General features: G+C 71.1%; 24 protein-coding genes. 12 read left to right on the plus strand and 12 right to left on the minus strand.

Features of this window, described 5'->3' with window-relative positions:
- Positions 1-63: 63 nt before the first annotated feature.
- The 4 genes from purE to Q5722_RS03885 form a co-directional block, all read right to left on the minus strand.
- The gene (gene purE, locus Q5722_RS03870) at positions 64-588 is read right to left on the minus strand and encodes a 5-(carboxyamino)imidazole ribonucleotide mutase (protein WP_305026897.1); all 525 of its coding nucleotides are present in this window, start codon (positions 586-588) and stop codon (positions 64-66) included.
- A 4-nt stretch (positions 589-592) separates the two neighbouring features.
- Complete coding sequence (locus Q5722_RS03875; protein WP_305026898.1) at positions 593-1750, minus strand: 5-(carboxyamino)imidazole ribonucleotide synthase; 1158 nt, start codon at positions 1748-1750, stop codon at positions 593-595.
- 93 nt (positions 1751-1843) lie between these two features.
- Positions 1844-2371, minus strand: a complete 528-nt coding sequence (locus Q5722_RS03880; RefSeq protein ID WP_305026899.1) for a PH domain-containing protein — start codon at positions 2369-2371, stop codon at positions 1844-1846.
- Positions 2368-3087: a biotin--[acetyl-CoA-carboxylase] ligase gene (locus Q5722_RS03885; RefSeq protein WP_305026900.1), complete on the minus strand. Its 720-nt coding sequence runs from the start codon at positions 3085-3087 to the stop codon at positions 2368-2370. Before Q5722_RS03885 ends, Q5722_RS03880 begins: the two co-directional genes overlap by 4 nt.
- Positions 3088-3197: 110 nt before the next feature.
- Here Q5722_RS03885 and Q5722_RS03890 point away from each other — a divergent pair, with 110 nt between their 5' ends.
- From Q5722_RS03890 to Q5722_RS03920, 7 genes are all read left to right on the plus strand, one after another.
- Complete coding sequence (locus tag Q5722_RS03890) at positions 3198-4802, plus strand: acyl-CoA carboxylase subunit beta (protein WP_305026901.1); 1605 nt, start codon at positions 3198-3200, stop codon at positions 4800-4802.
- Positions 4802-5053 (plus strand): acyl-CoA carboxylase subunit epsilon, encoded by a 252-nt coding sequence (locus tag Q5722_RS03895; protein ID WP_305026902.1) that lies wholly within the window; start codon positions 4802-4804, stop codon positions 5051-5053. Before Q5722_RS03890 ends, Q5722_RS03895 begins: the two co-directional genes overlap by 1 nt.
- A gap of 100 nt (positions 5054-5153) precedes the next feature.
- Positions 5154-5744: a hypothetical protein gene (locus tag Q5722_RS03900; RefSeq protein ID WP_305028325.1), complete on the plus strand. Its 591-nt coding sequence runs from the start codon at positions 5154-5156 to the stop codon at positions 5742-5744.
- 46 nt (positions 5745-5790) lie between these two features.
- The gene (locus Q5722_RS03905) at positions 5791-6399 is read left to right on the plus strand and encodes a Maf family protein (protein ID WP_305026903.1); all 609 of its coding nucleotides are present in this window, start codon (positions 5791-5793) and stop codon (positions 6397-6399) included.
- A gap of 51 nt (positions 6400-6450) precedes the next feature.
- Positions 6451-7335, plus strand: a complete 885-nt coding sequence (locus tag Q5722_RS03910) for an ABC transporter ATP-binding protein (RefSeq protein WP_305026904.1) — start codon at positions 6451-6453, stop codon at positions 7333-7335.
- Positions 7332-8909 (plus strand): ABC transporter permease, encoded by a 1578-nt coding sequence (locus tag Q5722_RS03915; protein WP_305026905.1) that lies wholly within the window; start codon positions 7332-7334, stop codon positions 8907-8909. The genes Q5722_RS03910 and Q5722_RS03915 overlap by 4 nt, the downstream gene beginning before the upstream one ends.
- Positions 8910-9027: 118 nt before the next feature.
- Positions 9028-10827 carry an acetyl/propionyl/methylcrotonyl-CoA carboxylase subunit alpha gene (locus Q5722_RS03920; RefSeq protein WP_305026906.1) on the plus strand — a complete coding sequence of 600 codons (1800 nt, stop codon included), beginning with the start codon at positions 9028-9030 and terminating at the stop codon, positions 10825-10827.
- Positions 10828-10931: 104 nt separating this feature from the next.
- Here Q5722_RS03920 and Q5722_RS03925 read toward each other — a convergent pair whose 3' ends face one another.
- The 6 genes from Q5722_RS03925 to Q5722_RS03950 form a co-directional block, all read right to left on the minus strand.
- On the minus strand, positions 10932-12149 hold the full coding sequence (locus tag Q5722_RS03925) for a SpoIID/LytB domain-containing protein (RefSeq protein ID WP_305026907.1): 1218 nt from the start codon (positions 12147-12149) through the stop codon (positions 10932-10934).
- Between the two features lie 116 nt (positions 12150-12265).
- Entirely contained in the window at positions 12266-13657 is a 1392-nt protein-coding gene (locus tag Q5722_RS03930) for an NAD(P)H-quinone dehydrogenase (RefSeq protein WP_305026908.1), read from the minus strand.
- Between the two features lie 72 nt (positions 13658-13729).
- On the minus strand, positions 13730-14572 hold the full coding sequence (locus Q5722_RS03935) for an ABC transporter permease (protein ID WP_305026909.1): 843 nt from the start codon (positions 14570-14572) through the stop codon (positions 13730-13732).
- Positions 14562-15386, minus strand: a complete 825-nt coding sequence (locus tag Q5722_RS03940) for an ABC transporter ATP-binding protein (protein ID WP_305026910.1) — start codon at positions 15384-15386, stop codon at positions 14562-14564. Before Q5722_RS03940 ends, Q5722_RS03935 begins: the two co-directional genes overlap by 11 nt.
- A 10-nt stretch (positions 15387-15396) precedes the next feature.
- Positions 15397-16431 carry an ABC transporter substrate-binding protein gene (locus tag Q5722_RS03945; RefSeq protein WP_305026911.1) on the minus strand — a complete coding sequence of 345 codons (1035 nt, stop codon included), beginning with the start codon at positions 16429-16431 and terminating at the stop codon, positions 15397-15399.
- A 63-nt stretch (positions 16432-16494) separates the two neighbouring features.
- Positions 16495-17841, minus strand: a complete 1347-nt coding sequence (locus Q5722_RS03950; protein WP_305026912.1) for an LLM class flavin-dependent oxidoreductase — start codon at positions 17839-17841, stop codon at positions 16495-16497.
- A 142-nt stretch (positions 17842-17983) separates the two neighbouring features.
- Here Q5722_RS03950 and Q5722_RS03955 point away from each other — a divergent pair, with 142 nt between their 5' ends.
- A complete protein-coding gene (locus Q5722_RS03955) occupies positions 17984-18961 on the plus strand; it encodes a DMT family transporter (protein WP_305026913.1) in 978 nt (325 codons plus the stop codon).
- A 63-nt stretch (positions 18962-19024) separates the two neighbouring features.
- Here the strand turns inward: Q5722_RS03955 and Q5722_RS03960 are convergent, their stop codons facing one another.
- Positions 19025-20041, minus strand: a complete 1017-nt coding sequence (locus Q5722_RS03960) for an AurF N-oxygenase family protein (RefSeq protein WP_305026914.1) — start codon at positions 20039-20041, stop codon at positions 19025-19027.
- Positions 20042-20315: 274 nt separating this feature from the next.
- On the opposite strand from Q5722_RS03960, the gene Q5722_RS03965 reads away from it, so the two are divergent.
- Positions 20316-20564 carry a hypothetical protein gene (locus Q5722_RS03965; protein ID WP_305026915.1) on the plus strand — a complete coding sequence of 83 codons (249 nt, stop codon included), beginning with the start codon at positions 20316-20318 and terminating at the stop codon, positions 20562-20564.
- A gap of 70 nt (positions 20565-20634) precedes the next feature.
- Here the strand turns inward: Q5722_RS03965 and lpdA are convergent, their stop codons facing one another.
- Complete coding sequence (lpdA, locus tag Q5722_RS03970) at positions 20635-22035, minus strand: dihydrolipoyl dehydrogenase (RefSeq protein WP_305026916.1); 1401 nt, start codon at positions 22033-22035, stop codon at positions 20635-20637.
- A 59-nt stretch (positions 22036-22094) separates the two neighbouring features.
- Between lpdA and Q5722_RS03975 the strand changes: the two genes are divergently transcribed.
- From Q5722_RS03975 to Q5722_RS03985, 3 genes are all read left to right on the plus strand, one after another.
- Positions 22095-22547, plus strand: coding sequence for a gamma-glutamylcyclotransferase family protein (locus tag Q5722_RS03975; RefSeq protein WP_305026917.1), 453 nt, complete (start codon positions 22095-22097; stop codon positions 22545-22547).
- Positions 22548-22612: 65 nt separating this feature from the next.
- A complete protein-coding gene (locus Q5722_RS03980; RefSeq protein ID WP_305026918.1) occupies positions 22613-23407 on the plus strand; it encodes a purine-nucleoside phosphorylase in 795 nt (264 codons plus the stop codon).
- A 13-nt stretch (positions 23408-23420) separates the two neighbouring features.
- Positions 23421-24425, plus strand: coding sequence for a hypothetical protein (locus Q5722_RS03985; RefSeq protein ID WP_305026919.1), 1005 nt, complete (start codon positions 23421-23423; stop codon positions 24423-24425).
- The last annotated feature ends 8 nt before the right edge of the window (positions 24426-24433 follow it).

Raw genomic sequence — 24433 nt, forward strand, 5'->3', positions numbered from 1 at the left:
CTCCCCCACCGGACGCCGACGGCCCGCACCCCGTGAGGGTGCGGGCCGTCGTGGCGTCGCGGGTCAGAAGCCGAGGCGCGGCTTGCCCGCGGCGTAGTCGCGCACGACCTTGCCCTTGGCGTGGGCCTGCTCGGACAGCGACGCGGCGTACTCCTCGAGCCTCGCCTGGAGCTCGGCGTCGGAGGTGCCGATGATGCGCGCGGCGAGGATGCCGGCGTTCTTGGCGTTGCCGATGGCGACCGTCGCGACCGGGATGCCTGCGGGCATCTGGACGATCGAGAGCAGCGAGTCCATGCCGTCGAGGTACTTCAGCGGCACCGGGACGCCGATGACCGGCAGCGGGGTGAGCGAGGCGAGCATGCCCGGCAGGTGGGCGGCGCCACCGGCGCCGGCGATGATCGCCTTGAGCCCCCGCCGGGCGGCGTCGCGGCCGTACTCGACCATCTCCACCGGCATGCGGTGCGCGGAGACGACGTCGGCCTCCCACGGGATGCCGAAGTCGGTGAGGACCTCGGCCGCCGCCTGCATGGTCGGCCAGTCGGAGTCGGAACCCATGACGATGCCGACGAGCGGCGTCTGGTCGGTCATTGCATTACTCGCTCTCGTTGCCGAGGCTGCCGTCGAACCAGGCGGCGGCGTGCCGCGCCCGCTCCAGGCAGTCCTCGAGGTCGTCGCCGTAGGTGTTGACGTGGCCCACCTTGCGGCCCGGACGGATCTCCTTGCCGTAGAGGTGGACACGCAGCTTCGGGTCACGCGCGAACGCGTGCGGGTAGCCGTCGTACAGGTGGCCGGCCTCGGGATCGCCGCCGAGGATGTTGACCATGACGGTCCACGGCTGGCGGGGCTCCGGCGAGCCGAGCGGCAGGTCCATCACCCCGCGCAGGTGCTGCTCGAACTGGCTGGTGACCGCGCCGTCCTGGGTCCAGTGACCGGTGTTGTGCGGACGCATCGCGAGCTCGTTGACGAGGATCCGGCCGTCGTTGGTCTCGAAGAGCTCCATGGCCATCACGCCGGTGACCTCGAGCTCCTTGGCCACCCGGAGCGCGGCCTCCTGGGCCAGCGTCGCCAGGGCGGGGTCGAGATCGGGCGCGGGGGCGACCACCTCATGGCAGATGCCGTCGCGCTGGGTCGTGGCCACCACGGGGTACGCCGCGGCCTGGCCGCTCGGCGAACGCGCCACGATCGCCGACAGCTCGCGCCGGAAGTCGACGAGCTCCTCGGCCAGGATGCGCACACCGGTCTGCTCCGCCACCGCGAAGGCCTCGGCCGCGTCGTCGGCCGAGCGGACCACCCACACGCCCTTGCCGTCGTACCCGCCGCGGGTGGTCTTGAGGACGCAGGGGAAGCCGAACTCCTCCACCTCCGCGATCGAGGAGACGATCGCGTTGCGCGGGCACGGCACGCCGAGCTCGGCCAGGATGCGGCGCATCTCGCCCTTGTCCTGCGCGTAGACCAGCGCGGACGGCCCCGGGCGCGGCGAGTGGCCCGCGGCCTCGAGGGCGTGGAGGTGCTCGGTGGGCACGTGCTCGTGGTCGAACGTGACGACGGAGCAGCCGGCGGTCACCTCGAGCAGGGTGTCGAGGTCGCGGTAGTCACCGACCGTGTGGTCCGGGATCACCTGAGCGGCACTGACGCCCTCCGCCTCGGCGAGGAGGCGGAGCGGGAGACCGAGGGCGATCGCGGGCTGGGCCATCATCCGGGCGAGCTGGCCGCCTCCGATGATCGCGAGGGTGGGAGCTGCGTCGGACACGGAGCAAACCCTAGCGTCGCAGCCGGCGCGCACCCGCGCCCTCGTCACCTGTTGAGTCCGGCTCACCGGATGGTGAGGACGCGCGAGCAGGCCTCAGGTGCCGTCGTCGTGGTGGTCGCGGCCCTGGCTGAGCCGGTGCAGCTCCTCGGAGACGAGCAGCTGCACCTGCTCCACGCGTGGGATGTCGTCGAGCTCCACCCGCCCGTCGGTGCTCGCGTCGCTGACGATGAGCGTGCCGCAGCCGAAGAGCCGGTCGACCACGCCGATCTCGAAGTCGACGCCGCTGATCCGGTTGAGCGGGATCGTGCGCCCCTCCTTCGCGATCAGGCCGGACCGCTTGATGAAGCGCCGGTTGGTGAAGGTGTACGTCGTCGTCCACCAGCGGACGAAGGGCGGCACCGCTGCGAGCAGCGCGACCAGGGCCAGGATGCGCATCGCCCAGCCGAGCAGTGACCGCCCGAGGCCGTCATTGCCCGCACCGTCGTACGCGAACGACCAGACGGCGAGCACGAGCGCGACCACGACGAGGGCCGCGGGCCAGACCAGCGCCTTCCCGTGCGTGCGCGTGGTGACGACGACCCGCTCGTCGTCGTTGAGCAGCCGGGCCGGAAAGGTGCTCACTGCGCAGCCCGGACGTGGATGACGTCGCCGGCGCCGACGGGCACCTCGCCCGCCCCGGTGTCGACGACCAGCCGGCCCCCGGCGTCGATGTCGACGGCCGTGCCGGTGAGCGGCTCCCCGGCGGGTACGTCGACGCGCACGGTCTTGCCGATGGTCACGCACTCCCCGGCGTAGGCCCGGCGCAGCGCGTCGGTGTCCTCGATCAACGGCAGCAGCGCGTCCAGCGAGGAGAGCACCGTGGCGAGGACCTCGGTGCGGTCGGGCACGCCCTCGACGAGCTGCTCGAGGGAGGTGGCTGCCTCGATGGGCAGCTCCCCCGGGGTCTGGTGCACGTTGATGCCGACGCCGAGGACGGCCGCGGGGCCGGTCGGGGTGTCGACCCGCTCGACGAGGATTCCGGCGAGCTTGAGCGGCCCGTCGAGGGTCTCCACGACGATGTCGTTGGGCCACTTCAGCCCGATGCCGTCGGCCCGGTCGTCGAGCGCCGCGTGGACGGCGTACCCGGTGAGCAGCGGCAGCCACGGCCAGGAGGCGGGCTCCACCTCCGGGCGGACCAGCACCGAGAAGGTCAGGGCCGCGCGCGGCGGCACCTCCCAGGTCCGGTCGAGGCGCCCGCGGCCCGAGGTCTGGTGCTCGGCGACGATGACCAGCCCGGCGTCGGCACCCTCCCGGGCGCGCGCGGCGACGAGGGCGTTGGTCGACCCCGCTTCCTCCACGATCTCGACAGTGTGAGGAAGTCGATGCGGATCAAGAGGCGGTCGCGAGTCGTCGTGAAGCGTCATGGGCACTAGATTGGCGCAGCACACCAACAGGAGGCCAGACCCCCATGAGCGCACTCGAGTCGACTCCCGAGATCGACCTTCACACCACTGCCGGCAAGCTCGCCGACCTCGAGCGTCGTACCGACGAGGCCGTGCACGCCCCCGCTGCCAAGGCCCAGGAGAAGCAGCACGCGAAGGGTCGCAAGACCGCCCGCGAGCGCCTCGAGCTCCTCTTCGACGAGGGTTCCTTCGTCGAGCTGGACGAGTTCGCGCGTCACCGCTCGGTGGCGTTCGGCCTGGAGAAGACCCGCCCCTACGGCGACGGCGTCGTGACCGGCTACGGCACGGTCAACGGCCGCCAGGTCTGCGCCTTCTCGCAGGACTTCACCGTCTTCGGCGGCTCCCTCGGCGAGGTCTACGGCGAGAAGATCGTCAAGGTCATGGACCTGGCGATCAAGACCGGCTCCCCGATCGTCGGCATCAACGAGGGTGCGGGCGCCCGCATCCAGGAGGGTGTCGTCTCCCTCGGCCTGTACGGCGAGATCTTCAAGCGCAACACCCGCGCCTCGGGTGTCATCCCGCAGATCTCCCTGATCATGGGCAACTGCGCCGGCGGCCACGTCTACTCGCCGGCCCTCACCGACTTCGTGGTCATGGTCGACCAGACCTCCGCGATGTTCATCACCGGTCCCGACGTCATCAAGACCGTCACCGGCGAGGACATCTCCATGGAGGACCTCGGCGGTGCGCGTGCGCACAACTCCAAGTCCGGCTCCGCCCACCACATGGCGGTCGACGAGGAGGACGCCATCGAGTACGTCAAGGGCCTGCTGGACCACCTCCCGCAGAACAACCTCGACGAGCTCCCGGTCTACGACGCCCCGGCCGACCTCGAGCCCAACGAGCTCGACCTCAAGCTCGACACGATCATCCCGGACGGCGCGAACCAGCCGTACGACATGCACGAGGTCATCGAGACGATCCTCGACGACCAGGAGTTCCTCGAGGTCCAGGAGCTCTTCGCCCCGAACCTCATCATCGGCTTCGGCCGGGTCGAGGGCTCCCCGGTCGGCATCGTCGCCAACCAGCCGATGCAGTTCGCCGGCACGCTCGACATCGACGCCTCCGAGAAGGCCGCGCGCTTCGTCCGCACCTGCGACGCGTTCAACATCCCGGTCGTCACCCTCGTCGACGTCCCCGGCTTCCTGCCGGGCACCGACCAGGAGCACACCGGCATCATCCGCCGTGGCGCGAAGCTGCTCTACGCCTACTGCGAGGCGACGGTCCCGCTGGTCACGGTCATCACCCGCAAGGCCTACGGCGGCGCGTACGACGTCATGGGCTCCAAGCACCTCGGTGGCGACATCAACCTCGCGTGGCCGACCGCCCAGATCGCGGTCATGGGTGCGCAAGGCGCGGCCAACATCATCCACCGCCGCACGCTGTCCGACCTGGCTGCCGCCGGTGGCGACGTGGAGACCAAGCGCGCCGAGCTCATCGACGAGTACGAGACCACGCTGGCCAACCCGTACATCGCGGCCGAGCGTGGCTACATCGACGGCGTCATCCGCCCCCACGAGACCCGCGCCGAGATCGTCAAGGCGCTGCGTCTGCTCAAGGGCAAGCGCGTCGAGCAGCTGCCCAAGAAGCACGGGAACATCCCGCTCTGATGTCGACCCCGACGGAGAACGAGACGGTGGAGACCGTCGCGGAGGAGCAGAAGCCGCTCCTGCGCGTCATCTCCCCCAACGCCACGCCCGAGGAGATCGCGGTGCTCACCGCGGTCTTCGCGGCCATGGGCTCCGGCGGCGCGGCTCCGGTGACGAAGCGCCCCTCTAACTGGGCCTCGCCGGCGCGACGCGTGCGTCGTACGCTCCCCCATGGTCTCGGCGGCTGGAAGGCCTCGGCCCTCCCCCGCTGACCCTGCTCCACTCCGCAAGGCGGAAACCTCTCGTCACCTCGTGGCGAAAGGTTTCCGCCTTGTGCGATTTCCGGGGCGGGCACGCGACACTGGCGGCGTGATGATCCCGCGGGCACTCATGGACGGCATCGTGTCCGGCGAGCTCGACCTCGCCTTCCGCCGCTGGACCCGACGCATGCACGTGCCCGGCGGCACCCAACGCACGCCGGGCGGCGTCGTGCGGTTCGAGGCCGTCGATGTGGTGGATCTCGACGCGATCACCGAGGACGAGGCAGGGCGGGCCGGCCAGCCCCTCGAGCGGATCCGCGCAGCCCTCGCGCAGAAGGAGGGCGACGTCTACCGGATCCGGCTCTCGTTCGCCGGTGCCGACGAGCGGGTCGCGCTGCGCGAGAAGGCACGGCTGACCCCGAAGCAGCGCGACGACCTGGTCTCCACCCTCGCCGGGATGGACGACCGCAGCAAGCGAGGCCCCTGGACGCGCCAGCACCTCGAGCTCATCGAGGCCCACCCCTCGACCCTGGCTGAGGAGATCGCCGCGAGCATCGGGCGCGAGAAGCTGCCGTTCAAGGCCGACGTACGCCGGCTGAAGGAGCTCGGCCTCACGGAGAGCCTGCGGCCGGGATACCGGCTCTCGCCGCGCGGCCGTGCGCTGCTGCGCCACCTGCGCTCCCTCGATGGGTCGTCCGCGTGAGGCCTAGCCATAGGTAGGCCTCACGCGGACGACCTAAGGTCTGCGCGTGACGTTCGTGCTCGCCTCCCAGTCCCCCGCCCGCCTGGCCACGCTCCGCAAGGCCGGGCTCGACCCACAGGTCATCGTGAGCGGCGTCGACGAGGACCAGCTGGCCGGCCTGCCGCCGACCGAGCTCGCCCTCCGGCTCGCCGAGCTCAAGTGCGCCGCTGTCGTGGCGCGCGCGGACCTGCCGGCGGACGCCGTCGTGCTCGGCTGCGACTCGGTCCTCGAGCTCGACGGCGAGGCCCTCGGCAAGCCCGGCACCCCGGAGGAGGCCACCCGCCGCTGGCAGGCCATGCGGGGCCGCTCCGGCGTCCTCGTGACCGGCCACGCGGTGCACGACACCGCCACCGGACGCACGGTCTCGGCGACGGCGGCGACCACCGTCCACTTCGCCGACATCAGCGACGCCGAGATCGCGGCGTACGTCGCGACGGGCGAGCCGCTGCACGTCGCCGGGGCGTTCACCGTGGACGGCCTCGGTGGTGCGTTCGTGACCGGCATCGAGGGCTGCCACCACAACGTCGTGGGCGTCTCGCTGCCGCTCGTGCGCACGCTGCTCTCGGACCTGGGCCGTGCCTGGACCGAGTACTGGAGCGACCACCGGACCGGCTGACCCCGACCAAAGTCCCTGCACCGCACAACGAAAGCGCGGCACAGTGGAGGCATGACGAACGCGATCGAGATCGCCGGGCTGGTCAAGACGTTCGGCTCGTTCCGGGCGCTCGACGGGCTCGACCTCACCGTGCGCACGGGCGAGGTCCACGGCTTCCTCGGACCCAACGGATCGGGCAAGTCGACCACCATCCGGGTCCTGCTCGGCCTCCTGCGTGCGAACGCCGGCATCGCGACGCTGCTCGGCGGCGACCCCTGGCGCGACGCCACGGAGCTGCACCGCCGCCTCGCCTACGTCCCCGGCGACGTGAACCTGTGGCCGCAGCTGACCGGCGGCGAGGTCATCGACCTGCTCGGTCGCCTGCGCGGCGGAGTCGACGCGGGCCGGCGCGACAAGCTCGTCGACCGGTTCGGCCTGGACACGACCAAGCGCTCCCGCGCGTACTCCAAGGGCAACCGGCAGAAGGTCGCCCTCGTCGCGGCGTTCGCGAGCGACGCCGAGCTGCTCATCCTGGACGAGCCGACCAGCGGCCTCGACCCTCTCATGGAGGAGCTCTTCCGCGACTGCGTCAACGAGGAGCGCGACCGGGGCCGGACCGTGCTGCTCAGCAGCCACATCCTCAGCGAGGTCGAGGCGCTGTGTGACCGGGTGAGCATCATCAGCAAGGGCCGGACGGTCGAGACCGGCAGCCTCACCGAGCTGCGCCACCTGACCGAGACCAGCGTCGACGCGGTGCTGGACGGCCCGGTCCCCGACCTGCGCGACGTCGACGTACGTGACCTCCAGGTCGAGGGCCACCGGGTGCGCTGCCTGGTCGCCACCCCGGTCCTCGGCGTGCTCCTGGCGCGGCTCGGTACAGCGGGCATCGCCAGCCTGGTCTGCCAGCCCCCGACCCTCGAGCAGCTCTTCCTCCGCCACTACGGGGAGCAGGCGTGACCGGCTGGCTGGTCCTGCTGCGGATGGCTCTGCGCCGTGACCGCGTCCTGATCCCCGCGTGGATCGCGGTCTTCGCGGCCGTGGCCGGTGGCAGCGCCGCAGCCACGGACTCGCTGTACTCCGACCCGCTCGCCCTCGCGAGCGCCGGGCACGCGGTCAACTCCGCCCCCGCACTGCTCGCGATGTACGGCCCCGTCTACGACGTGACCTCACTGGGTGCCGTCGGCCTGGTGAAGATGAACGCGATGGGCGCTGCCCTCGTCGGCCTGCTCGGCCTGCTCCTCGTCGCGCGCCACACCCGCGCCGACGAGGAGGTGGGCCGCACCGAGCTCGCAGCGGCGGGAGCGGTCGGTCGCCACGCAGCGCTCGCAGCCGCCCTCGCCACGAGCGTGATCACCGTCGTCGGGGTCGGCCTGGTCTCGGCGGTGGCCCTCGCCGCTGCGGGGCTCGACGCCGGGGGGTCCTTCGCCCTCGGGGCAGCCTGGGTGGGATGCGGCGTCGTCTTCGCCGCCGTCGGTGCGGTGGCGGCCCAGCTGACCACCGCGGCCCGCGCGAGCCGCGGGATCGCGGTCGGCCTGCTCGTCTCGGCGTACGTCGTGCGGGCGGTCGCCGACGCGAGCGGGCCGTCGTGGCTGACGTGGCTCTCCCCCGTGGGCTGGTCCCAGCAGGTGCGGGCGTACGCCGGCGACCGCTGGTGGCCCCTGGCGATCTCGCTCGCCGCGGCCGTGGTCGTGGCCGCCGGAGCGGTCCGCCTCGAGAGCCGCCGCGACCTGGGCGCTGGCCTGCTGGCCGATCGGCCGGGGCCTGCCGGCGGCGGTCCTCGCGGCACCCTCGGCCTCGCCTGGCGGCTGCACCGCACCGCCCTCCTCGGGTGGACCGTGGGGCTCGCTGTGCTCGGCGTCCTGCTCGGATCCATCGCAGGCAGTGTCAGCGGCTTCGTCGAGACCGACGCGGCTGCCGAGATGATCCGCAAGCTCGGCGGCACCGCGCGCCTCGTCGATGCCTTCCTCGCTGCCGAGCTGGACTTCACCGGTCTGATGGCCGCAGCGTTCGCGCTCTCGATCACCGCCCGCCTCGCCGGGGAGGAGGCGCAGGGCCGCACGGAGGAGATCCTCGCCACGCCGACGGGGCGCCTGAGGTGGGTGCTCGGCCACCTCGCGGTCGCGGGAGCCGGGGCGGCGCTGCTCGTCCTCGTCGTCGGAGCAGGAGCCGGACTGTCCCGCAGCCTGGCAACCGGCGAGGTCAGCCAGCTCCCGTTGCTCGTCGGCGCGGCGGCGGTCCGCATCCCGGCGGTCTGGACGATGGCCGCCCTCGGCCTCCTCCTGTACGCCGTCGCGGCGCGCGCCGCCGTCCTCGGCTGGGCCGCGCTGGTCGGTGTCGTGGTGCTCGGTGAGTTCGGCCCGCTGCTCCGGCTGCCGGTGTGGATGCAGGACCTGTCGCCGTACCGGCACGTGCCGGCACTGCCCGGCGGCGACCTCGAGGTGGTGCCCCTGGTGGCTCTCTGCGCGGTGGCCGTCGGCCTCGTCGCCCTCGGCGGCGTGCTCTTCGGGCGCCGCGACGTCACCACCGGTTGAGCGGGCGGACTGCGTCAATCGTTCCGCGTGGCGGTCCACACACCGGTGTACGGCGCAATGGGACGCGTTGTACCCCTAGACTCGCTCGACGAGCCCGACATGGAAACAGGAGTGTGCCGTGCCCGAGATCAAGCCCCTGCAGAAGGTCCTCATCGCCAACCGTGGTGAGATCGCCGTCCGCGTCATCCGCGCCTGCAAGGACGCCGGCATCGGCTCCGTGGCCGTGTACGCCGAGCCGGACCGTGACGCGCTGTTCGTCCGACTCGCCGACGAGGCCTACAGCCTCAACGGTTCGACGCCGGCCGACTCGTACCTCGTGATCGAGAAGATCATCGCCGTCGCCAAGGAGTCGGGCGCCGACTCCGTGCACCCCGGCTACGGCTTCCTCGCCGAGAACGCCAACTTCGCCCAGGCCGTCATCGACGCGGGGCTGACCTGGATCGGCCCCTCGCCGGAGGCCATCGACGGCCTCGGCGACAAGGCCAAGGCGAAGCAGATCGCGCTGGCCGCCGGCGCCCCGCTGGCCCCGGGTCTCAAGGACCCGGTCAAGGACGCCGACGAGATCGTCGCGTTCGCCAAGGAGCACGGCCTCCCGGTCGCCATCAAGGCGGTCTTCGGTGGTGGCGGTCGCGGCCTCAAGGTCGCCCGCACGCTGGAGGAGATCCCGGAGCTGTTCGAGTCCGCGACCCGTGAGGCGATCTCCGCCTTCGGTCGTGGCGAGTGCCTCGTGGAGAAGTTCCTCGACAAGCCGCGTCACGTCGAGACCCAGTGCCTCGCGGACAAGCACGGCAACGTCGTGGTCGTCTCCACCCGCGACTGCTCGCTGCAGCGTCGCCACCAGAAGCTGGTCGAGGAGGCCCCCGCGCCGTTCCTCACCGACGAGCAGAACGAGCGCCTCTACGAGTCCTCGAAGGCGATCCTGCGCGAGGCCGGCTACGTCGGCGCGGGCACGTGTGAGTTCCTCGTCGCCAACGACGGCACGATCTCCTTCCTCGAGGTCAACACCCGCCTCCAGGTCGAGCACTGTGTCTCCGAGGAGGTCACCGGCATCGACCTGGTCCGCGAGATGTTCCGCATCGCCGCGGGCGAGGAGCTCGGCTACGACGACCCCGAGGTCCGTGGCCACTCGATCGAGTTCCGCATCAACGCCGAGGACGGCGGCAACAACTTCATGCCGGCGCCGGGCACGCTGACCAAGTGGAACCCGCCGCAGGGCCCGGGCATCCGCATCGACGGTGGCTACGAGGTCGGCGAGACCGTCCCGGGCGCCTTCGACTCCCTGGTCGCCAAGCTGATCGTCACCGGCAAGGACCGCACGCAGGCCATCGAGCGCTCGCGTCGTGCCATCGCCGAGTTCGAGGTCGACGGCATGCCGACCGCCCTCACCTTCGACGAGGTCATCGTCAACGACCCGGCCTGGGTGGGCGCGTCCAACCCGACCGGCGAGGGCTCCTTCGACGTCTACACGACGTGGATCGAGACCGAGTTCAACAACACGATCGAGCCCTACAAGGGCGAGTTCGGAAGCGACGAGGAGGGCTCTGCTGCTGGGGAGCGCCAGAAGGTCGTCGTCGAGGTCGGTGGCAAGCGCCTCGAGGTCGTCATCCCGGCCGGTCTCGGTGGCCTCTCCGCCGGTGGCGGTGCCGCTGCGGCGAAGAAGCCGAAGGCCTCCCGCAAGAAGGCCGGCGCCAACGTCTCCGGTGACGCCGTTGCGTCCCCGATGCAGGGCACCATCGTCAAGATCGCCGTCGAGGAGGGCCAGGAGGTCGCCGAGGGCGACGTCATCGTGGTCATCGAGGCGATGAAGATGGAGCAGCCGCTCAAGGCGCACAAGGCCGGTGTCGTCACCGGCCTGGCCGCCGAGGTCGGCGCGACCGTCCCGCAGGGCGAGGTCATCTGCGAGCTCAAGGAAGCCTGAGCCACACCAGCCTGAACGCCGAAGGGCGCCCACCTCCTCGAGGTGGGCGCCCTTCGCGCTGTGCGGGCGATGCTCGCCACGGAACCTCCTCGCCGCGGGACCCCTCAGGGCGTCGTGGTCGGACGGCCGGTGATCGCGAAGTAGGTCGACCGCAGGCCGAACCAGCTGCGGAACGTGTCGCCGTAGACGGTCACCACCTTGCCGCCGGTCCCGGTGAAGGTCAGCTTCGAGACGTGGTGGTCGTCGTTCATCAGCACGCTCACCTTGGCGACGTTCGCGATGCCGGTCTTCTTCTCGATGTCCGCGACGTCCACCGTCGCCGACCAGCTGTGGTTCGGGTTGCCGAAGCTGCCGTCGGAGCGCTTCCACGCGTCGTACGGGTCGTCCTTCGCGGGAAGGTAGGAGAAGGAGCCGGCGCTGGTGAAGCCGCCCGAGCTGGAGGAGAACTGGGTGAAGGCCGGCTTCCCGCCCGAGGTCAGGATGACGCCCTTGGTCGCCGCGATGGCGGCGTTGCTGGCCGCCCACTCCGCGTCGTTCCCGCCGTAGACCTGGCAGCTGGTCGTGTCGCAGATGTCGTACGTCGAGCCCTGCGGCGTCTGCAGCTGGTACGCCGCGTACGTGCGTGCCGCGACGGCCTGCGCCGCAACCGCGTCGGGATCCCAGGAGGCCGGCATCTCCGAGGGGACCACGCCCTTGAGGTAGTCCTCGAGCGACAGCACGTTGATCGTGTCGCGGTCGGTCGAGGTCGCGCTCGGGCGCACGGCTGCGAGGTTGCCACGGAACCGGTGGCTGGTGCCGGCGTAGTACAGCCGGATCGGCTGACCGCCCGCGGTGAAGGCGCCGTCCCCGTCGAAGGTGGTCCAGCGGGTCCAGGTCCCCTGGATGAGGTAGTCGACCGACGCCCGGTTGCCGCTGGCCACCTCCAGCCGCCAGCGCTCGGCGCCGTTCGACGGCAGGGCACGGACCTCGCCCGTCGGCAGCAGGACGCCGAGGCCCGACCGCGGACCGACCACGACGTCACGGCTGGTGTCCGCGGAGATCTTCACCCGGATCGTGCGCGCGAGCGTCGAGCGGGAGGTGCCCGGGTAGTAGAACGAGGTGATCTGCTGCCAGGTCTGGCCGGCCAGCGCCGCACCCTGGGCGCCGTACTGCGACATGCCGTGGCCGTGGCCGTAGCCGTGCCCGGCGAGCGTGACGGTGCCGGTCGACGGCAGCGTGTACGCCGTCGTGGTCGCCGCCGAGGCCGGCGCCGCGTCGAGGCCGGTCCCCACGAGGACGCTGGAGAGGAGGGCCGTGGTCAGACCGAGGGCACCGCGGCGCATGAAGGGACTCCGTGACTCGTGGGACTGTTGGGAAGCGTGAGGTCCCAGAATGCGCAGGCGAATCGCCCGATTCAAGGTCTACCGGCGAACTACAGATATGGAATTCGCCACGTGGGTCAGGCGCGGTGCAGGCGGCGAGCGGCCTCGGCGACCGAGCCGGACATCGACGGGTAGACCGTGAAGACGTGGGCGAGCTGGTCAGCCGTGATCCGCTCGGTCACCGCGACGGCGATCGGGTGGATCAGCTCGCTGGCGTGCGGTCCGACGACCACTCCCCCGAGGACCCGGCCCGAGCCGGGGCTGATCAGCAGCTTCACGAAGCCGTCCTTGACGCCCTGCATCTTGGCGCGCGAGTTGCTCGCGAGCGGCTGCAGGACGACCTCGGCGAAGGCCTTGCCGTCGTCGACCGACTTCTGGGTCAGCCCCACCGTGGCGATCTCCGGCGAGGTGAAGACGTTCGACGCGACGATGCCCAGGTCGAGGGGAGCCACCGCGTCACCGAGCACGTGCCACATCGCGATGCGGCCCTGCATCGCCGCCACCGACGCGAGCATGAAGACGCCGGTGCAGTCGCCGGCGGCGTAGACGCCCCGCGCGGTGGTGCGCGAGACGCGGTCGACCTTGATGAACCCGCCCTCGTCGAGCTCGACGCCGGCCTCCTCCAGGCCGAGGCCGCGGGTGTTGGGGATCGAGCCGAGCGCCAGCAGGCAGTGCGACCCGCTGACGGTGCGGCCGTCCTCCAGCTCGACCGTGACGACGTCGCCGTCGCGCGTCACGGACTTCATGCGGGACTTGCCGAGCACCTCCATGCCGCGACGCTTGAAGACGTCCTCGAGCACGGTCGCCGCGTCGGCGTCCTCACCGGGGAGCACGCGGTCGCGGCTGGAGACGAGGGTGACGTCGACCCCGATGCCGTTGTAGGCGCTGGCGAACTCGGCGCCGGTGACGCCGGAGCCGACGACGATCAGCTTGGTGGGGACCTCGTCGAGGTCGTAGACCTGCTCCCAGGTCAGGATCCGCTCGCCGTCGGGCTGGGCGCTCGACAGGGTGCGCGGAGCGGCACCGGTCGAGACGAGGACCGCGTCCGCGTCGTACGACGTCTCGGTGCCGTCCGGTGCGGTCGCGACCACGCGCGACGGACCGTCGAGACGACCACGACCCTTGACGACGGTGATGCCGGCCTTCGCCAGACCTGCAGCGATGTCGGCGGACTGGTCGGCGGCGAGCTGCTTCACCCGGGCGTTGACGCGGGCGAGGTCCACGCCGATGGCGGCAGCCGCGTCACCCTGGTGGTCCTTGAGGAAGATGCCGAGCTCACCGGCGACCTCGACCTGGTTCATCACGTCGGCGGTCGCGATGAGGGTCTTCGAGGGCACGCAGTCGGTGAGCACCGCCGAGCCGCCGATGCCGTCGCTGTCGACGACGGTCACCTCCGCGCCGAGCTGTGCGGCGACCAGCGCCGACTCGTAGCCACCCGGACCGCCACCGATGATCACCACGCGCGTCATGGGGTCATCCTGCCAGCCCGTCCTCCGGTGTGGACCGGAGGACGGGCATCGCACGGACTCACGCCATCCGGGTCAGGGACGCCAGCGCGAGAAGCGCCGTTCGAGGGCGACCAGCCCGTAGTTCACCCCGAGGCCGAGGACGGACGTCGTGAGGATCGCGGCGTACATCTTCGGGATCAGCATGTTGTTGTTGGAGTAGCTGATCAGGAAGCCGAGGCCGGCATTGGCTCCCACGATCTCCGCCGCGATGAGCACCAGGATCGCCGCCGCACCCGAGATCCGGATGCCGGTGAAGATCGTCGGCACGGCCGCCGGGAAGACCACCTTGCGGAATGTTGCGACCGGCGAAAGTCCCAGCACCTTCGCCGATCGCAACAGCTGGGGGTCGACCGTCGCCACGCCCGCGATCGTGCTGAGCAGGATCGGGAAGAAGCAGGCGTAGGTGATGATCGCGATCTTCGAGGCCTCGCCGATGCCGAGCAGCAGCGTGAACACCGGGAGCAGCGCGAGCGCGGCGGTGTTGCGGAAGACCTCGAGGACCGGCTGGAAGAACTCGCGCACCGGGCGGTACCACGCGATCGCCGCACCGGTCGGGATCGCGAGCACGGTCGCGAGCAGGAAGCCCGTCGCGGACCGCACGAGGCTCGCGTGGAGGTGACGCGCGAGCTCACCGCTGCGGACCAGGTCCCCCCACGCCCCGAGCACGACGTGCAGGGGCGGGATGAAGTAGTCGTCCACCAGGCCGACCCGCGGGAGCACCTCCCACAGCAGGGCCACCGTCAGCACGCCCGCCACACCGCGGGTGACCGTCACGGCACGCCTGCGACCGGGCGACACACCGCGTGCCCGGACCGCAGCCTCCTGGCGCGGGTTGGGCCGCGCCTCGGTGCGCTCGTCGAGAAGGCTAGGCGACATGCGCTGCCTCCTTGCGGTGCGCCGGGACGTGCTCCTCGCGGAGCAGCGTCCACACCTGGTGCCGGTACGCCGCGAACTCGGCCGTCGCCCGCACGTCCCGGTCCCCTGCACCGGAACGGTCGAGGTCGATGTCGACGATCGCCTTGATCCGGCCCGGCCGGCCGCTCATCACCGCGACGCGCTGGCCGAGGAAGACCGCCTCGTCGATGTCGTGGGTGATGAAGACGACCGTGGTGCCGGTGCGCTGCCAGATCGCGACCAGCTCCTCCTGGAGCCGCTCCCGCGTCTGGGCGTCGAGGGCGCCGTACGGCTCGTCCATGAGCAGGACCTCCGGCTGGTAGGAGAGGCTGCGCGCGATCGCGACGCGCTGCTTCATGCCCCCGGAGAGCTCGTGCGGGTAGCGCCCGGCGAACTCGCTGAGGCCGACCAGCTCCAGGTAGGTCTGCGCCCTCTCCTGGCGCTGCGCCTTCGACAGGCCGCCCCTGGCCTCGAGCGCGAACTCGACGTTGGCCTGGGCGGTCCGCCACGGGAGCAGCGTGTACTGCTGGAAGACCACGGAGCGGTCGAGGCCGGGCCCGGTGATCGGGGTGCCGTCGATCGTCAGGCTGCCCGAGGTGGGCCGGGCCAGCCCCGCGATCAGGTCGAGCACCGTGGACTTGCCGCAACCCGAGGGGCCCACGACCGTGAGGAACTCACCGGCAGCGATGTCGAGGTCGAGCCCCTCCAGGGCCACGAACTCGCGCAGCTGCCGGTCGTCGTTGCCGCGGACCAGGAAGGTCTGCCCGACGTCACGCAGCTCGATACGGGAACTCATCGCCGCCTCCTCACGCGTTCGGGTTGAACTCGTTGGTGTAGACGTCGGACGGCTTGATCGTCGACGTGTCGACGTCACCGCGCGAGCCGAGCCAGTCGAGCCAGATCGAGATGTCCTTGTCCGCGATCACGCCGCCCTTGCTGGAGACGCCGGTGCTGCCGTTCCAGTTCTTGTCGACGGCCTCGACCTGGTCGGCGTACCCGTGCTCGGTGAGCCACGCGTCGTAGACCTTCAGGACGTCCTCACGCTGGTGCGACTCGATGTAGTCGATCGCGTAGGAGATGCCCGAGACGAGCGTCCTGTCGGCGTCCTTGTGCTTCTCGATCCAGTCGTTGCGCAGGGCGACGCCACCGCCGTTGTAGTAGCCGACGACGTCGCTGTCCTTCACCAGCGTGTCGATCGGCACGGCGTCTGCGAGGGGCTTCAGCTGGCCGACGCCGACGTACGCCGCATCGACCTGTCCGTTCGACAGTGCCTGGGCGGTGTTGAGCGGCGGCAGCGGGACCAGCGTGACCTTCTTGATCTGGGCCTTGGTCAGCCCGCCCTTGGCGAACCACGTGTCGAGGACCGCCTCTGCGTTGGCTCCGAGCGTGTTGACCGCGACCTTCTTGCCGATGAAGGAGTGCGGGTCCTTGGTCAGGCCCGAGCCCTTCTTCGCCACGATCGCCGAGCCGGTCTTCGCGTTGGTGCCGTAGGTCGAGACCACGGCCTTGATCGGGACGCCGGTGGCGACGGTCTGGGCGATCGCGCCGTAGAACGCCGAGGAGGAGATGTCGACCTGGTTGCTGGCGAGCGCCCGCAGCGACTCGGGGCCACCCTGGACGTCACCGACCTTCTTCAGCGAGATGCCGGGCAGCTTGCCGAGCGCGTCGGCCAGCTGCAGCGGGTCCACGGAGCCGGGGTAGCTCTGGTAGCGGACCGTGGTCTTGCCGTCCGTCGTCGTCGCATCAGCTGCACCGCAGGCCGTGAGCCCACCGAGCAGCGCGGCTGCGGCGGTGGTGCCCGCCAGCAGGCGTCGGACGGAGGCGGTCGTGGTGGTGCTCATGGATGGTTCCTCTCGGTGTTTCTTCTCGGGGTGGGATGCAGCTGATGGAGCGGGTGGAGCGGGTCAGGAGGCGTCAGCGGCGGCCGCCGCGGCGGCGTACTGGCTCGCGGGGCGCTCGAGGCCGTAGTGCTCGCGCAGGGTCGAGCCGGCGTACTCGGTGCGGAAGAGGCCGCGCTCCTGGAGGATCGGCACGACCTGGGAGGTGAAGGCCTCGAGGTGCTGCGGGTAGAGCGGCGGCAGCACGTTGAAGCCGTCCGCGGCCCCGCCCTCGAACCACTCCTGGATCGTGTCGGCGATCTGGACCGGCGTGCCGTGCACGACGTTGTGACCACGGCCGCCGGCCAGGCGGTGGAGGAGCTGGCGGACCGTCGGACGGTCGCGCTCCACGATGTTGGCGACCACCTGCAGGCGGCTGCGGTTGTTGTCCAGGACGTTGCCGGCGCCACCGAAGATGTCGGCAGGGACGGGCTCGTCGAGCTCCAGGTGGGCCAGCGAGACGCCGGCGATGCTCTCCAGCTGGCGCAGGCCGTACGCCGGCACGGTGAGCCGGTTGAACTCCTCGTAGAGCTCGCGCGCCTCGTCCTCGGTGTCGCCGATGAACGGGCTGATGCCGGGCAGGATCTTCACCGACTCGGGGTCGCGGCCGAAGCCGACGGCCTTGGCCTTGATGTCGGCGTAGAACGCCTGGGCGTCGGCGAGCGTCTGGTGGGCGGTGAAGATCGCCTCGGCGTTGCGGCCGGCGAAGTTGCGGCCGTCGTTGGAGGAGCCGGCCTGGACGTAGACGGGGCGACCCTGCGGCGTGCGCGGGGCGTTGAAGGGGCCCCTGACCGAGAGGTGCTTGCCCACGTGGTTGACGTCGTGGACCCTGCTGCGGTCGAAGAAGAGGCCCGCCTCGCGGTCGGCGATCTCGGCGTCGTCCTCCCAGCTGTCCCACAGCTTGGTGATGACGTCGATGAACTCCTGCGCCCGCTCGTAGCGGGTGGCCGGGTCGGCGGCCTGGGCCTGGCCGAAGTTGGCCGCGGCCTCGTCGCCCTGCGTGGTGACGATGTTCCAGCCGGCGCGACCACCGGAGATCCGGTCGAGGCTGGCGAAGAGGCGGGCCAGGTTGTAGGGCTCGTTGTAGCTCGTCGAAGCGGTCGCGATCAGGCCGATCCTCTCGGTGACCGTGGCGAGCGCCGTGAGCAGGGTGATCGGCTCGAACTGGTTGCTCGGGCGGTGGCCGGTGCCCCACAGGACGGGCCCGTCGGCGAGGAAGACGGCATCGAGCTTCGCAGCCTCGGCCTGGCGGGCGATGTCCTGGTACCAGGTGATGTCGCCGACGCGCTCGGCGCCGCTCTCCGGGTGGCGCCACGAGGCCTCGTGGTGGCCGGTGTCGTGGAGGAAGGCGTTGAGGCTGAGCTGTCGTCCCATGGGTTCGCGTCCTTCGAATTCTTGTATTCGTAGTGGATTACTTGACTTTAATCGGGGGGCGACCACCCGTCGCAAATCAGGTGACCGGAATGTGGGACGGCGTCTCAGATTCGCAGCCCCGACAGGCCCCTAGGATCGATCGGTGACGTCGACACAGGCCGCCTCCCCGACCACTTCCGCCTCGCGCGCCCTCCGGATCGCAGCCGTGCCCCTGATGCTCGTCGCGGGTGCCATGGTCGCGGTCCAGTCGCAGATCAACGGCCGCCTGGCCGAGGCACTCGGGACGGGCCCGCGTGCCGGCATCGCAGCGGCCGTGATCAGCTTCGGCACCGGACTGCTCGCCCTCGCCGTGGGCACGGCCTGCTCCCCCACGCAGCGCTCGCACGCGCGCGGACTCGTCGCGGCACTCCGGACGCGTGACCTGCGCGCCATCGAGGTCATCGGCGGACTGCTGGGCGCGTTCCTCATCGCCACCCAGGGACTCACCGTCGGCACCATCGGCGTGGCCCTCTTCAGCCTCGCGCTCACAGCAGGTCAGTCGGTCAGCGCTCTCGCGGTCGACCACCTCGGCCTCGGCCCGGCGGGACGCCAGCGCCTCTCCGCACCGCGTGGGGTGGCCGCCGCCTTCGCGGTCGCCGCCGTGCTGCTCGCCACCGGATCACGCCTCGCCGACGAGGTCTCGCTGCAGCTGGTCGTCTTCGCCCTGCTCGCCTTCGCAGCCGGCGCCGGCTCCGCCGTGCAGCAGGCGCTCAACGGCCGCGTCTCGGCATACGTCGGCCCGTGGGTGACGACCCTCAACAACTTCATCGTCGGCTCGGCCGGACTCGTCGTCGCCTTCGCGCTCAGCCTGCTCGTCCACGGCCGGCTCGACACGCTGCCGCACACCTGGTGGCTCTACCTCGGCGGCGCCATCGGCGTCACCTTCATCTGGCTCGCCGCACTGCTGGTCCGCGTCCACGGCGTGCTCGTCCTCGGGCTGTCGATGATCGCCGGACAGATCATCGGAGCCCAGGTGATCCAGGCGGGCGTCGACCACGCGACAGTCGGCGTGACGGGGTATGCCGCGAGCGCGCTGACCGTCCTCGGCGTGCTGATCGCGCTGGGCCTGCGTCGCCGCTGACACCGCAGGGGCACGACGGCCGGCCGCCCGCTCGGGCGACCGGCCGCACACGCGCGCAAGGAGTCAGGCGCTCAGCCGCGCCGGCTCCGCACGGAAGCGCGACGGACGACCGTCGATGCCCAGCACGCGCCACAGCCGCTTCGTGACCGGCCCGCGGATGCCCAGCTCGTCGGCGAGCATCCGCACGTCGCCGAACATCTCACGCAACAGGCGACCCGAGGCCTCCGAGCCCCACCAGATCTCCCGGGCGACACTGCGCGGGATGCCCATGTCCCGGCGTGCCCGGCGGCTCGGCACCATGATCACGTCACACAGGACGCGCATCGTCAGCGGGAAGAGCACCGCGAACGCGGTCCGCTGCACCACTCCCATCGTGGGCACCTCGTGCTTGAGCCACTCGTGGGCGAAGGAGATGTGGCGCGCCTCCTCGGCGATGTGGATCTGCATGATCCGGTCGACCATCGGGTGGCTGCCGCCGTGGCGCATGATCGACTTCTGCAGGTGGTCGATCGGCTCCTCGCCGGCCAGGATCCCGGTGAAGAAGAGAGCCGGCCACCACGCGCCCGCCGAGGACAGGAGCGGGAAGAGGAGCTTGAAGTACGCCGGCGCTCCGGCGGCGTCGGCGCCCAAGCGGTTGACGCCCTCCTGGAACATCTGGATGTGGTGGGTCTCCTCGGTGACCTCGTGCATGGCGTAGCGGAACTCCGGGTTGCCGTTGCGCGCCCAGACGAGGTGGTTCATGACGCCCGCGATCAGCAGCTGCTCGAACTGCAGGCCGACCTTCGCGACCTGCGCATAGCGGTAGCGACCGATCGCGACCTGCCGCTCGAGCGGCAGGCTCTGGTACCAGGGGTGAGCGCCGATCTCGTCGACCTCACCGAGGACGAAGCGGGGGTCGTGCGGGTCCACCTCGAACTCGGGGGCGTCCCACGGGATGTCCCTGAACGCCTGGAAGTGCTTCTCCACCGACGCCTCGGACAGGCGCCGGAGCAGCACGTGGTACTCGGCGGTGGCGTCCGCTGCTGACGGGCGCGAGCTGGTGCGCGCCCGCGACGCGAGGGTGGTGACAGTGGCGTCCACGTCGACTCCTTGGGATCCGCGGCCTGCACGGCCGCTCGGGAAGGTGCCGCAAGGTATCTGCAACACCGCGTAGCAGAAACGTTAGGCCCATGTAGACCGCCCGATCTACATTGTGTGAGTGGCGCCACGCGCCCCACCGGAGAGGCCTGCGTCACGCCTCCTTGTGCGGATCTCCAAGGCACGCGCGGCACCTTGGCGGCCGGAGACATGGCTCGCGCCGGCGCGGTCGGGGATCGTCGGAAGCGATCCGACCCCGACCCTTCGAGGAGCCCCCATGCGCGACGCGATCGGCGTCTTCGCCCCACTCCTGCTCTTCATGCTGATCCCCGTCCTCATCCCGCTCGCCGCCATCACCGTGGGCGCGCTGGTCGACCGCTTCGCCCCGTCGAAGCCGAGCCCCGTCCAGGCCGCCATCGAGGCCGCCCTCGCCCGCACCCGCGCGAGCCGGGAGTCGACCCGGCTCCACCTCGCCGCCCAGCTGCAGGTCGGCGGACGACACACCCGCGAGCAGGGCGCCGCCTGACGGCTCGACCTCCGTGAACGCAGCGACGGCCGGCCACCCGCGAGGGTGACCGGCCGTCGTACGTGCTGGATCAGAGGTTGATCATGTGCCCCGCGATGCCGTGGATGGCCTCCTTGACCGCCTCGGAGAGCGTCGGGTGCGCGAAGACGTTGCGCCCGACCTCGTCCGCGGTGAGGTCCCACTGCTGCGCGAGGGTGAGGACCGGGAGCAGCTCGGTCACGTCGGGGCCGATCATCGCGGCGCCGAGGATCTCGTTGTGCTCGGCATCGGCGATCACCTTGACGAAGCCGACCGCCTCGCCGAGGCCCTGGGCCTTGCCGTTGGCCGCGAACGGGAAGGTCGCCGTCTTGACGTCGTAGCCCTTGTCCCTGGCCTGCTGCTCGGAGAAGCCGAAGGAGCCGATCTGCGGCTGGCAGTAGGTCGCGCGCGGGATCATGTCGAAGTTGATCGGCATGGTCTCGGCACCCGCGATGGTCTCCGCGGCGACGATGCCCATCGCCTCCGCGACGTGGGCCAGCATCATCTTGCCGGTGACGTCACCGATGGCGTAGACGCCCTCGACGTTGGTGCGGCTGAACTCGTCGACGGCGATGGCGCCGCGCTCGGTGGTGGCGACACCGGTCGACTCGAGGCCGTAGCCGTCCAGTCGGGGGGCGAAGCCGAAGGCGGCCAGCATCTTGTCCGCCTTCAGGACCGTCTCCTCGCCACCCGCGGCAGGGGCCACGGTGACCTCGACGCCCGAGCCGGTGTCGACGGCCTTCTTGACGGCGGTGCTGGTGAGGATGTTGATGCCGAGCTTCTTGTAGTGCTTGAGGAGCTCCTTGGAGACGTCGGCGTCCTCGGTGGGGACGATCCGGTCCAGGTACTCCACGATGGTGACGTCGACGCCGAAGTTCTTCAGCACGTAGGCGAACTCGACGCCGATCGCGCCGGAGCCGCCGATGATGATCGAGGACGGCAGGTTCGCGTCGAGGATCTGCTCCTCGTAGGTGACGATGTTCTGGCCGTTGGGCTCGACGCCCGGCACGGAACGGACCTTCGCACCCGTGGCGATGATCAGGTTGTCGCAGGTGTGCTCGGCGACGGTGCCGTCAGCGGCCTTGACCGACACGCTCTTCGGGCCCGTGAGGGTGCCCCAGCCGTCGATCTCCTGGATCTTGTTCTTCTTCATGAGGAAGTGGACGCCCTTGACGATGCCCGCCGACACCTGGCGCGAGCGCGCGTGGGTCGGACCGAAGGACATCGTGGCGTCACCCTCGATGCCGAACTTCGCCTTCTCGTGCGTCAGGGTGTGCGCGAGCTCGGCGTTCTTCAGCAGGGCCTTGGACGGGATGCAGCCGACGTTGAGGCACACACCGCCCCAGTACTTCTCTTCCACCACGGCAACGGTCTTGCCGAGCTGGGCGGCGCGGATGGCGGCGACGTAGCCACCGGGGCCGGCGCCGAGGACGAGGACATCGAAGTGGGTCACGGGAGCCAGCCTATTGCGGCTCCCATGGATACCGGCAAGTAGGCCGCTAGTCTCACCCCGTGACCCTGTACGCCGCCTACGGGACGAACCTCGATCCGCTCCGCATGGCCGAGCGGTGTCCCCACTCCCCGCTCCGCACCACGGGCTGGCTCCAGGGCTGGAGGCTGACCTTCGGCGGCGAGGAGCACGGCTGGGACGGCGCGCTCGCCACGATCGTCCAGGACCCCTTCGAGCAGGTCTTCGTGGCGATCTACGACGTGACGCCGGAGGACGAGAGGAGCCTCGACGGCTGGGAGTCCGCCGACACGGGCCTGTTCCGCAAGACCAAGGTGCGGGTCAACACGCTCACCGGCGACGAGCTGGTCTGGGTCTACGTGCTCGACGCCCACGAGGGCGGGCTGCCGTCGGCGTCGTACCTCGGCGTGCTGGCGGACGCGGCCGAAGCCGCCGACGCACCGGACGACTACGTCCGCGCCCTGCGCCGGCGCGCGTGCCGGTCGACCGGACTGTGACGGTTGCATCACGGTCTGGTCACCTGTCCCCTGACCAGCCCTGATCCTCACTACCCTCGGGTCTCGTGACCGACGCCTTCGCCCTCGCCCAGCAGGCCGCAGACCGCATCGCCGAGCTGACCGGCGTGGCCCGGCACGACGTCGCGCTGGTGCTCGGCTCGGGCTGGGGCCCTGCGGCCGAGGCGCTCGGCACCCCGCGCACCGAGGTCCCCACGACCGACCTCCCCGGCTTCCACCCGCCCGCGGTCGACGGCCATGCCGGCTCGGTCGCCAGCGTCGAGGTGGCGGGGCGCAACGTCCTCCTCTTCCGCGGTCGCACCCACCTGTACGAGGGCCACGGAGCCGCAGCCGTCGCCCACCCGGTGCGGGCCGCAGCCGCCGCCGGCTGCACGACCGTCGTGCTCACCAACGGCTGCGGCGGCCTGCGACCGGAGTGGAAGCCCGGCACGCCCGTGCTGATCAGCGACCACATCAACCTGACCGGGCACACCGCGCTCGAGGGGCCGACGTTCGTCGACGTCACCGACCTCTACTCCCCGCGGCTGCGTGCCCTGTGCCGCGAGCTCGACCCGACGCTCGACGAGGGCGTCTACGTGCAGTTCCCCGGCCCGCAGTACGAGACCCCCGCCGAGATCCGCATGGTCGCTGCGATCGGCGGCGACCTGGTCGGCATGAGCACCACCATCGAGGCCGTGGCCGCGCGCCACGTCGGACTGGAGATCCTCGGCCTCTCCCTGGTCACCAACCAGGCCGCCGGCATGAGCGGCGAACCGCTGGACCACAGCGAGGTCCTCGACGCCGGCCGCGCCGCCGCCGCCCACATGGGCGAGCTGCTGGTCAGCATCGTCCCGCGCCTCTGACCCAGGAGAAGCAATGCACCAGGTCGTACGCCGTGCCGGCACCGCCCTCGCAGGGGTCCTGCTGCTCGCCACTGCTGCGTGCTCCGGGGACGACCGCACCGCGCCCCCGCCCGCCGCGACGGCTGCACAGGCACCGGCCGTGTCGTTCGACTCGCGTGGCGGCCAGTGCACGCCGTACCCGGCCCGGTTCCTGCTCTACGAGCGTATGCGCGCCAACACGACGCTGACCCTCACCGGCGCGGAGCTGGTCCGGCCCGAGCACGGTGCCCGGATCCTCGGCAGCTGGACCAGCGACGTCACGTCCGAGAAGGTGCCCACCGGCGGCTGGACCCTCGGCGACGAGCCGGACATGCTGGTGCGCGACCGGATCGGCTGGGCGACGAAGCGCCCGCTCCCCGGCTCGCAGATCAGGGGCACGACCTCCGACGACGCCGGCCAGGAGCTCGAGTTCCTGCTCCGCCTCGACATGCCCGACGGGTCGTCGTTCGACGGCGTGGACGTCGGCTGGAAGACCGACGACGGCCGGTCCGGCACCGCCCACTGGGACGTGCCGACGAGCGTCGGCCCGAGCTGTCAGCCGCGTCGAGCCGACCGGGTGATCGACGCCGGCGGCATCCGCCCCGGTCTCTGCGTGGGCACCGACGAGGACGGGATCCGCCTGGCCCGCTCGTTCCGCGCCGTCCGCGACGTCACCCTCACCTACGACACGTTGGGCACCACACGCGGCCTCGTGCGACGCTCCTGGGTCGTCCCCGTGCCGGCGACCGAGGTCGTCGCCACGACTCTGCTGGACCGCGGCGCGCCGCTCCCCCGGTCGGACTGGAAGCACCGTCAGCGCGTGGCGGACGCCCACCTCGAGGCCGGCCGGACCTACGCCTGGGTCGGTGACCTGGTCGGCGATGCCCCGGCGTCCGGCCACGGGCTCAGCCTCGCCTGGGTGAGCGCCGGCGGCCGCTCCGGCATCGCGTCCGTGCCGCTCGACCTCGCCATCGTCGAGCACCGCGCGACGGACTGCTGAGCGGGCCG

Source organism: Nocardioides jiangxiensis (assembly GCF_030580915.1).
GTDB lineage: Bacteria > Actinomycetota > Actinomycetes > Propionibacteriales > Nocardioidaceae > Nocardioides > Nocardioides jiangxiensis.

Excerpts from the sequence above, each read along its gene's own strand:
- purE (WP_305026897.1), bottom strand. The coding sequence starts at position 588 with ATGACCGACCAGACGCCGCTCGTCGGCATCGTCATGGGTTCCGACTCC.
- Q5722_RS03890 (WP_305026901.1), top strand. The coding sequence starts at position 3,198 with ATGAGCGCACTCGAGTCGACTCCCGAGATCGACCTTCACACCACTGCC.
- Q5722_RS03895 (WP_305026902.1), top strand. The coding sequence starts at position 4,802 with ATGTCGACCCCGACGGAGAACGAGACGGTGGAGACCGTCGCGGAGGAG.
- Q5722_RS03900 (WP_305028325.1), top strand. The coding sequence starts at position 5,154 with ATGATCCCGCGGGCACTCATGGACGGCATCGTGTCCGGCGAGCTCGAC.
- Q5722_RS03910 (WP_305026904.1), top strand. The coding sequence starts at position 6,451 with ATGACGAACGCGATCGAGATCGCCGGGCTGGTCAAGACGTTCGGCTCG.
- Q5722_RS03925 (WP_305026907.1), bottom strand. The coding sequence starts at position 12,149 with ATGCGCCGCGGTGCCCTCGGTCTGACCACGGCCCTCCTCTCCAGCGTC.
- Q5722_RS03930 (WP_305026908.1), bottom strand. The coding sequence starts at position 13,657 with ATGACGCGCGTGGTGATCATCGGTGGCGGTCCGGGTGGCTACGAGTCG.
- Q5722_RS03935 (WP_305026909.1), bottom strand. The coding sequence starts at position 14,572 with ATGTCGCCTAGCCTTCTCGACGAGCGCACCGAGGCGCGGCCCAACCCG.
- Q5722_RS03940 (WP_305026910.1), bottom strand. The coding sequence starts at position 15,386 with ATGAGTTCCCGTATCGAGCTGCGTGACGTCGGGCAGACCTTCCTGGTC.
- Q5722_RS03945 (WP_305026911.1), bottom strand. The coding sequence starts at position 16,431 with ATGAGCACCACCACGACCGCCTCCGTCCGACGCCTGCTGGCGGGCACC.
- Q5722_RS03950 (WP_305026912.1), bottom strand. The coding sequence starts at position 17,841 with ATGGGACGACAGCTCAGCCTCAACGCCTTCCTCCACGACACCGGCCAC.
- Q5722_RS03965 (WP_305026915.1), top strand. The coding sequence starts at position 20,316 with ATGCGCGACGCGATCGGCGTCTTCGCCCCACTCCTGCTCTTCATGCTG.
- Q5722_RS03985 (WP_305026919.1), top strand. The coding sequence starts at position 23,421 with ATGCACCAGGTCGTACGCCGTGCCGGCACCGCCCTCGCAGGGGTCCTG.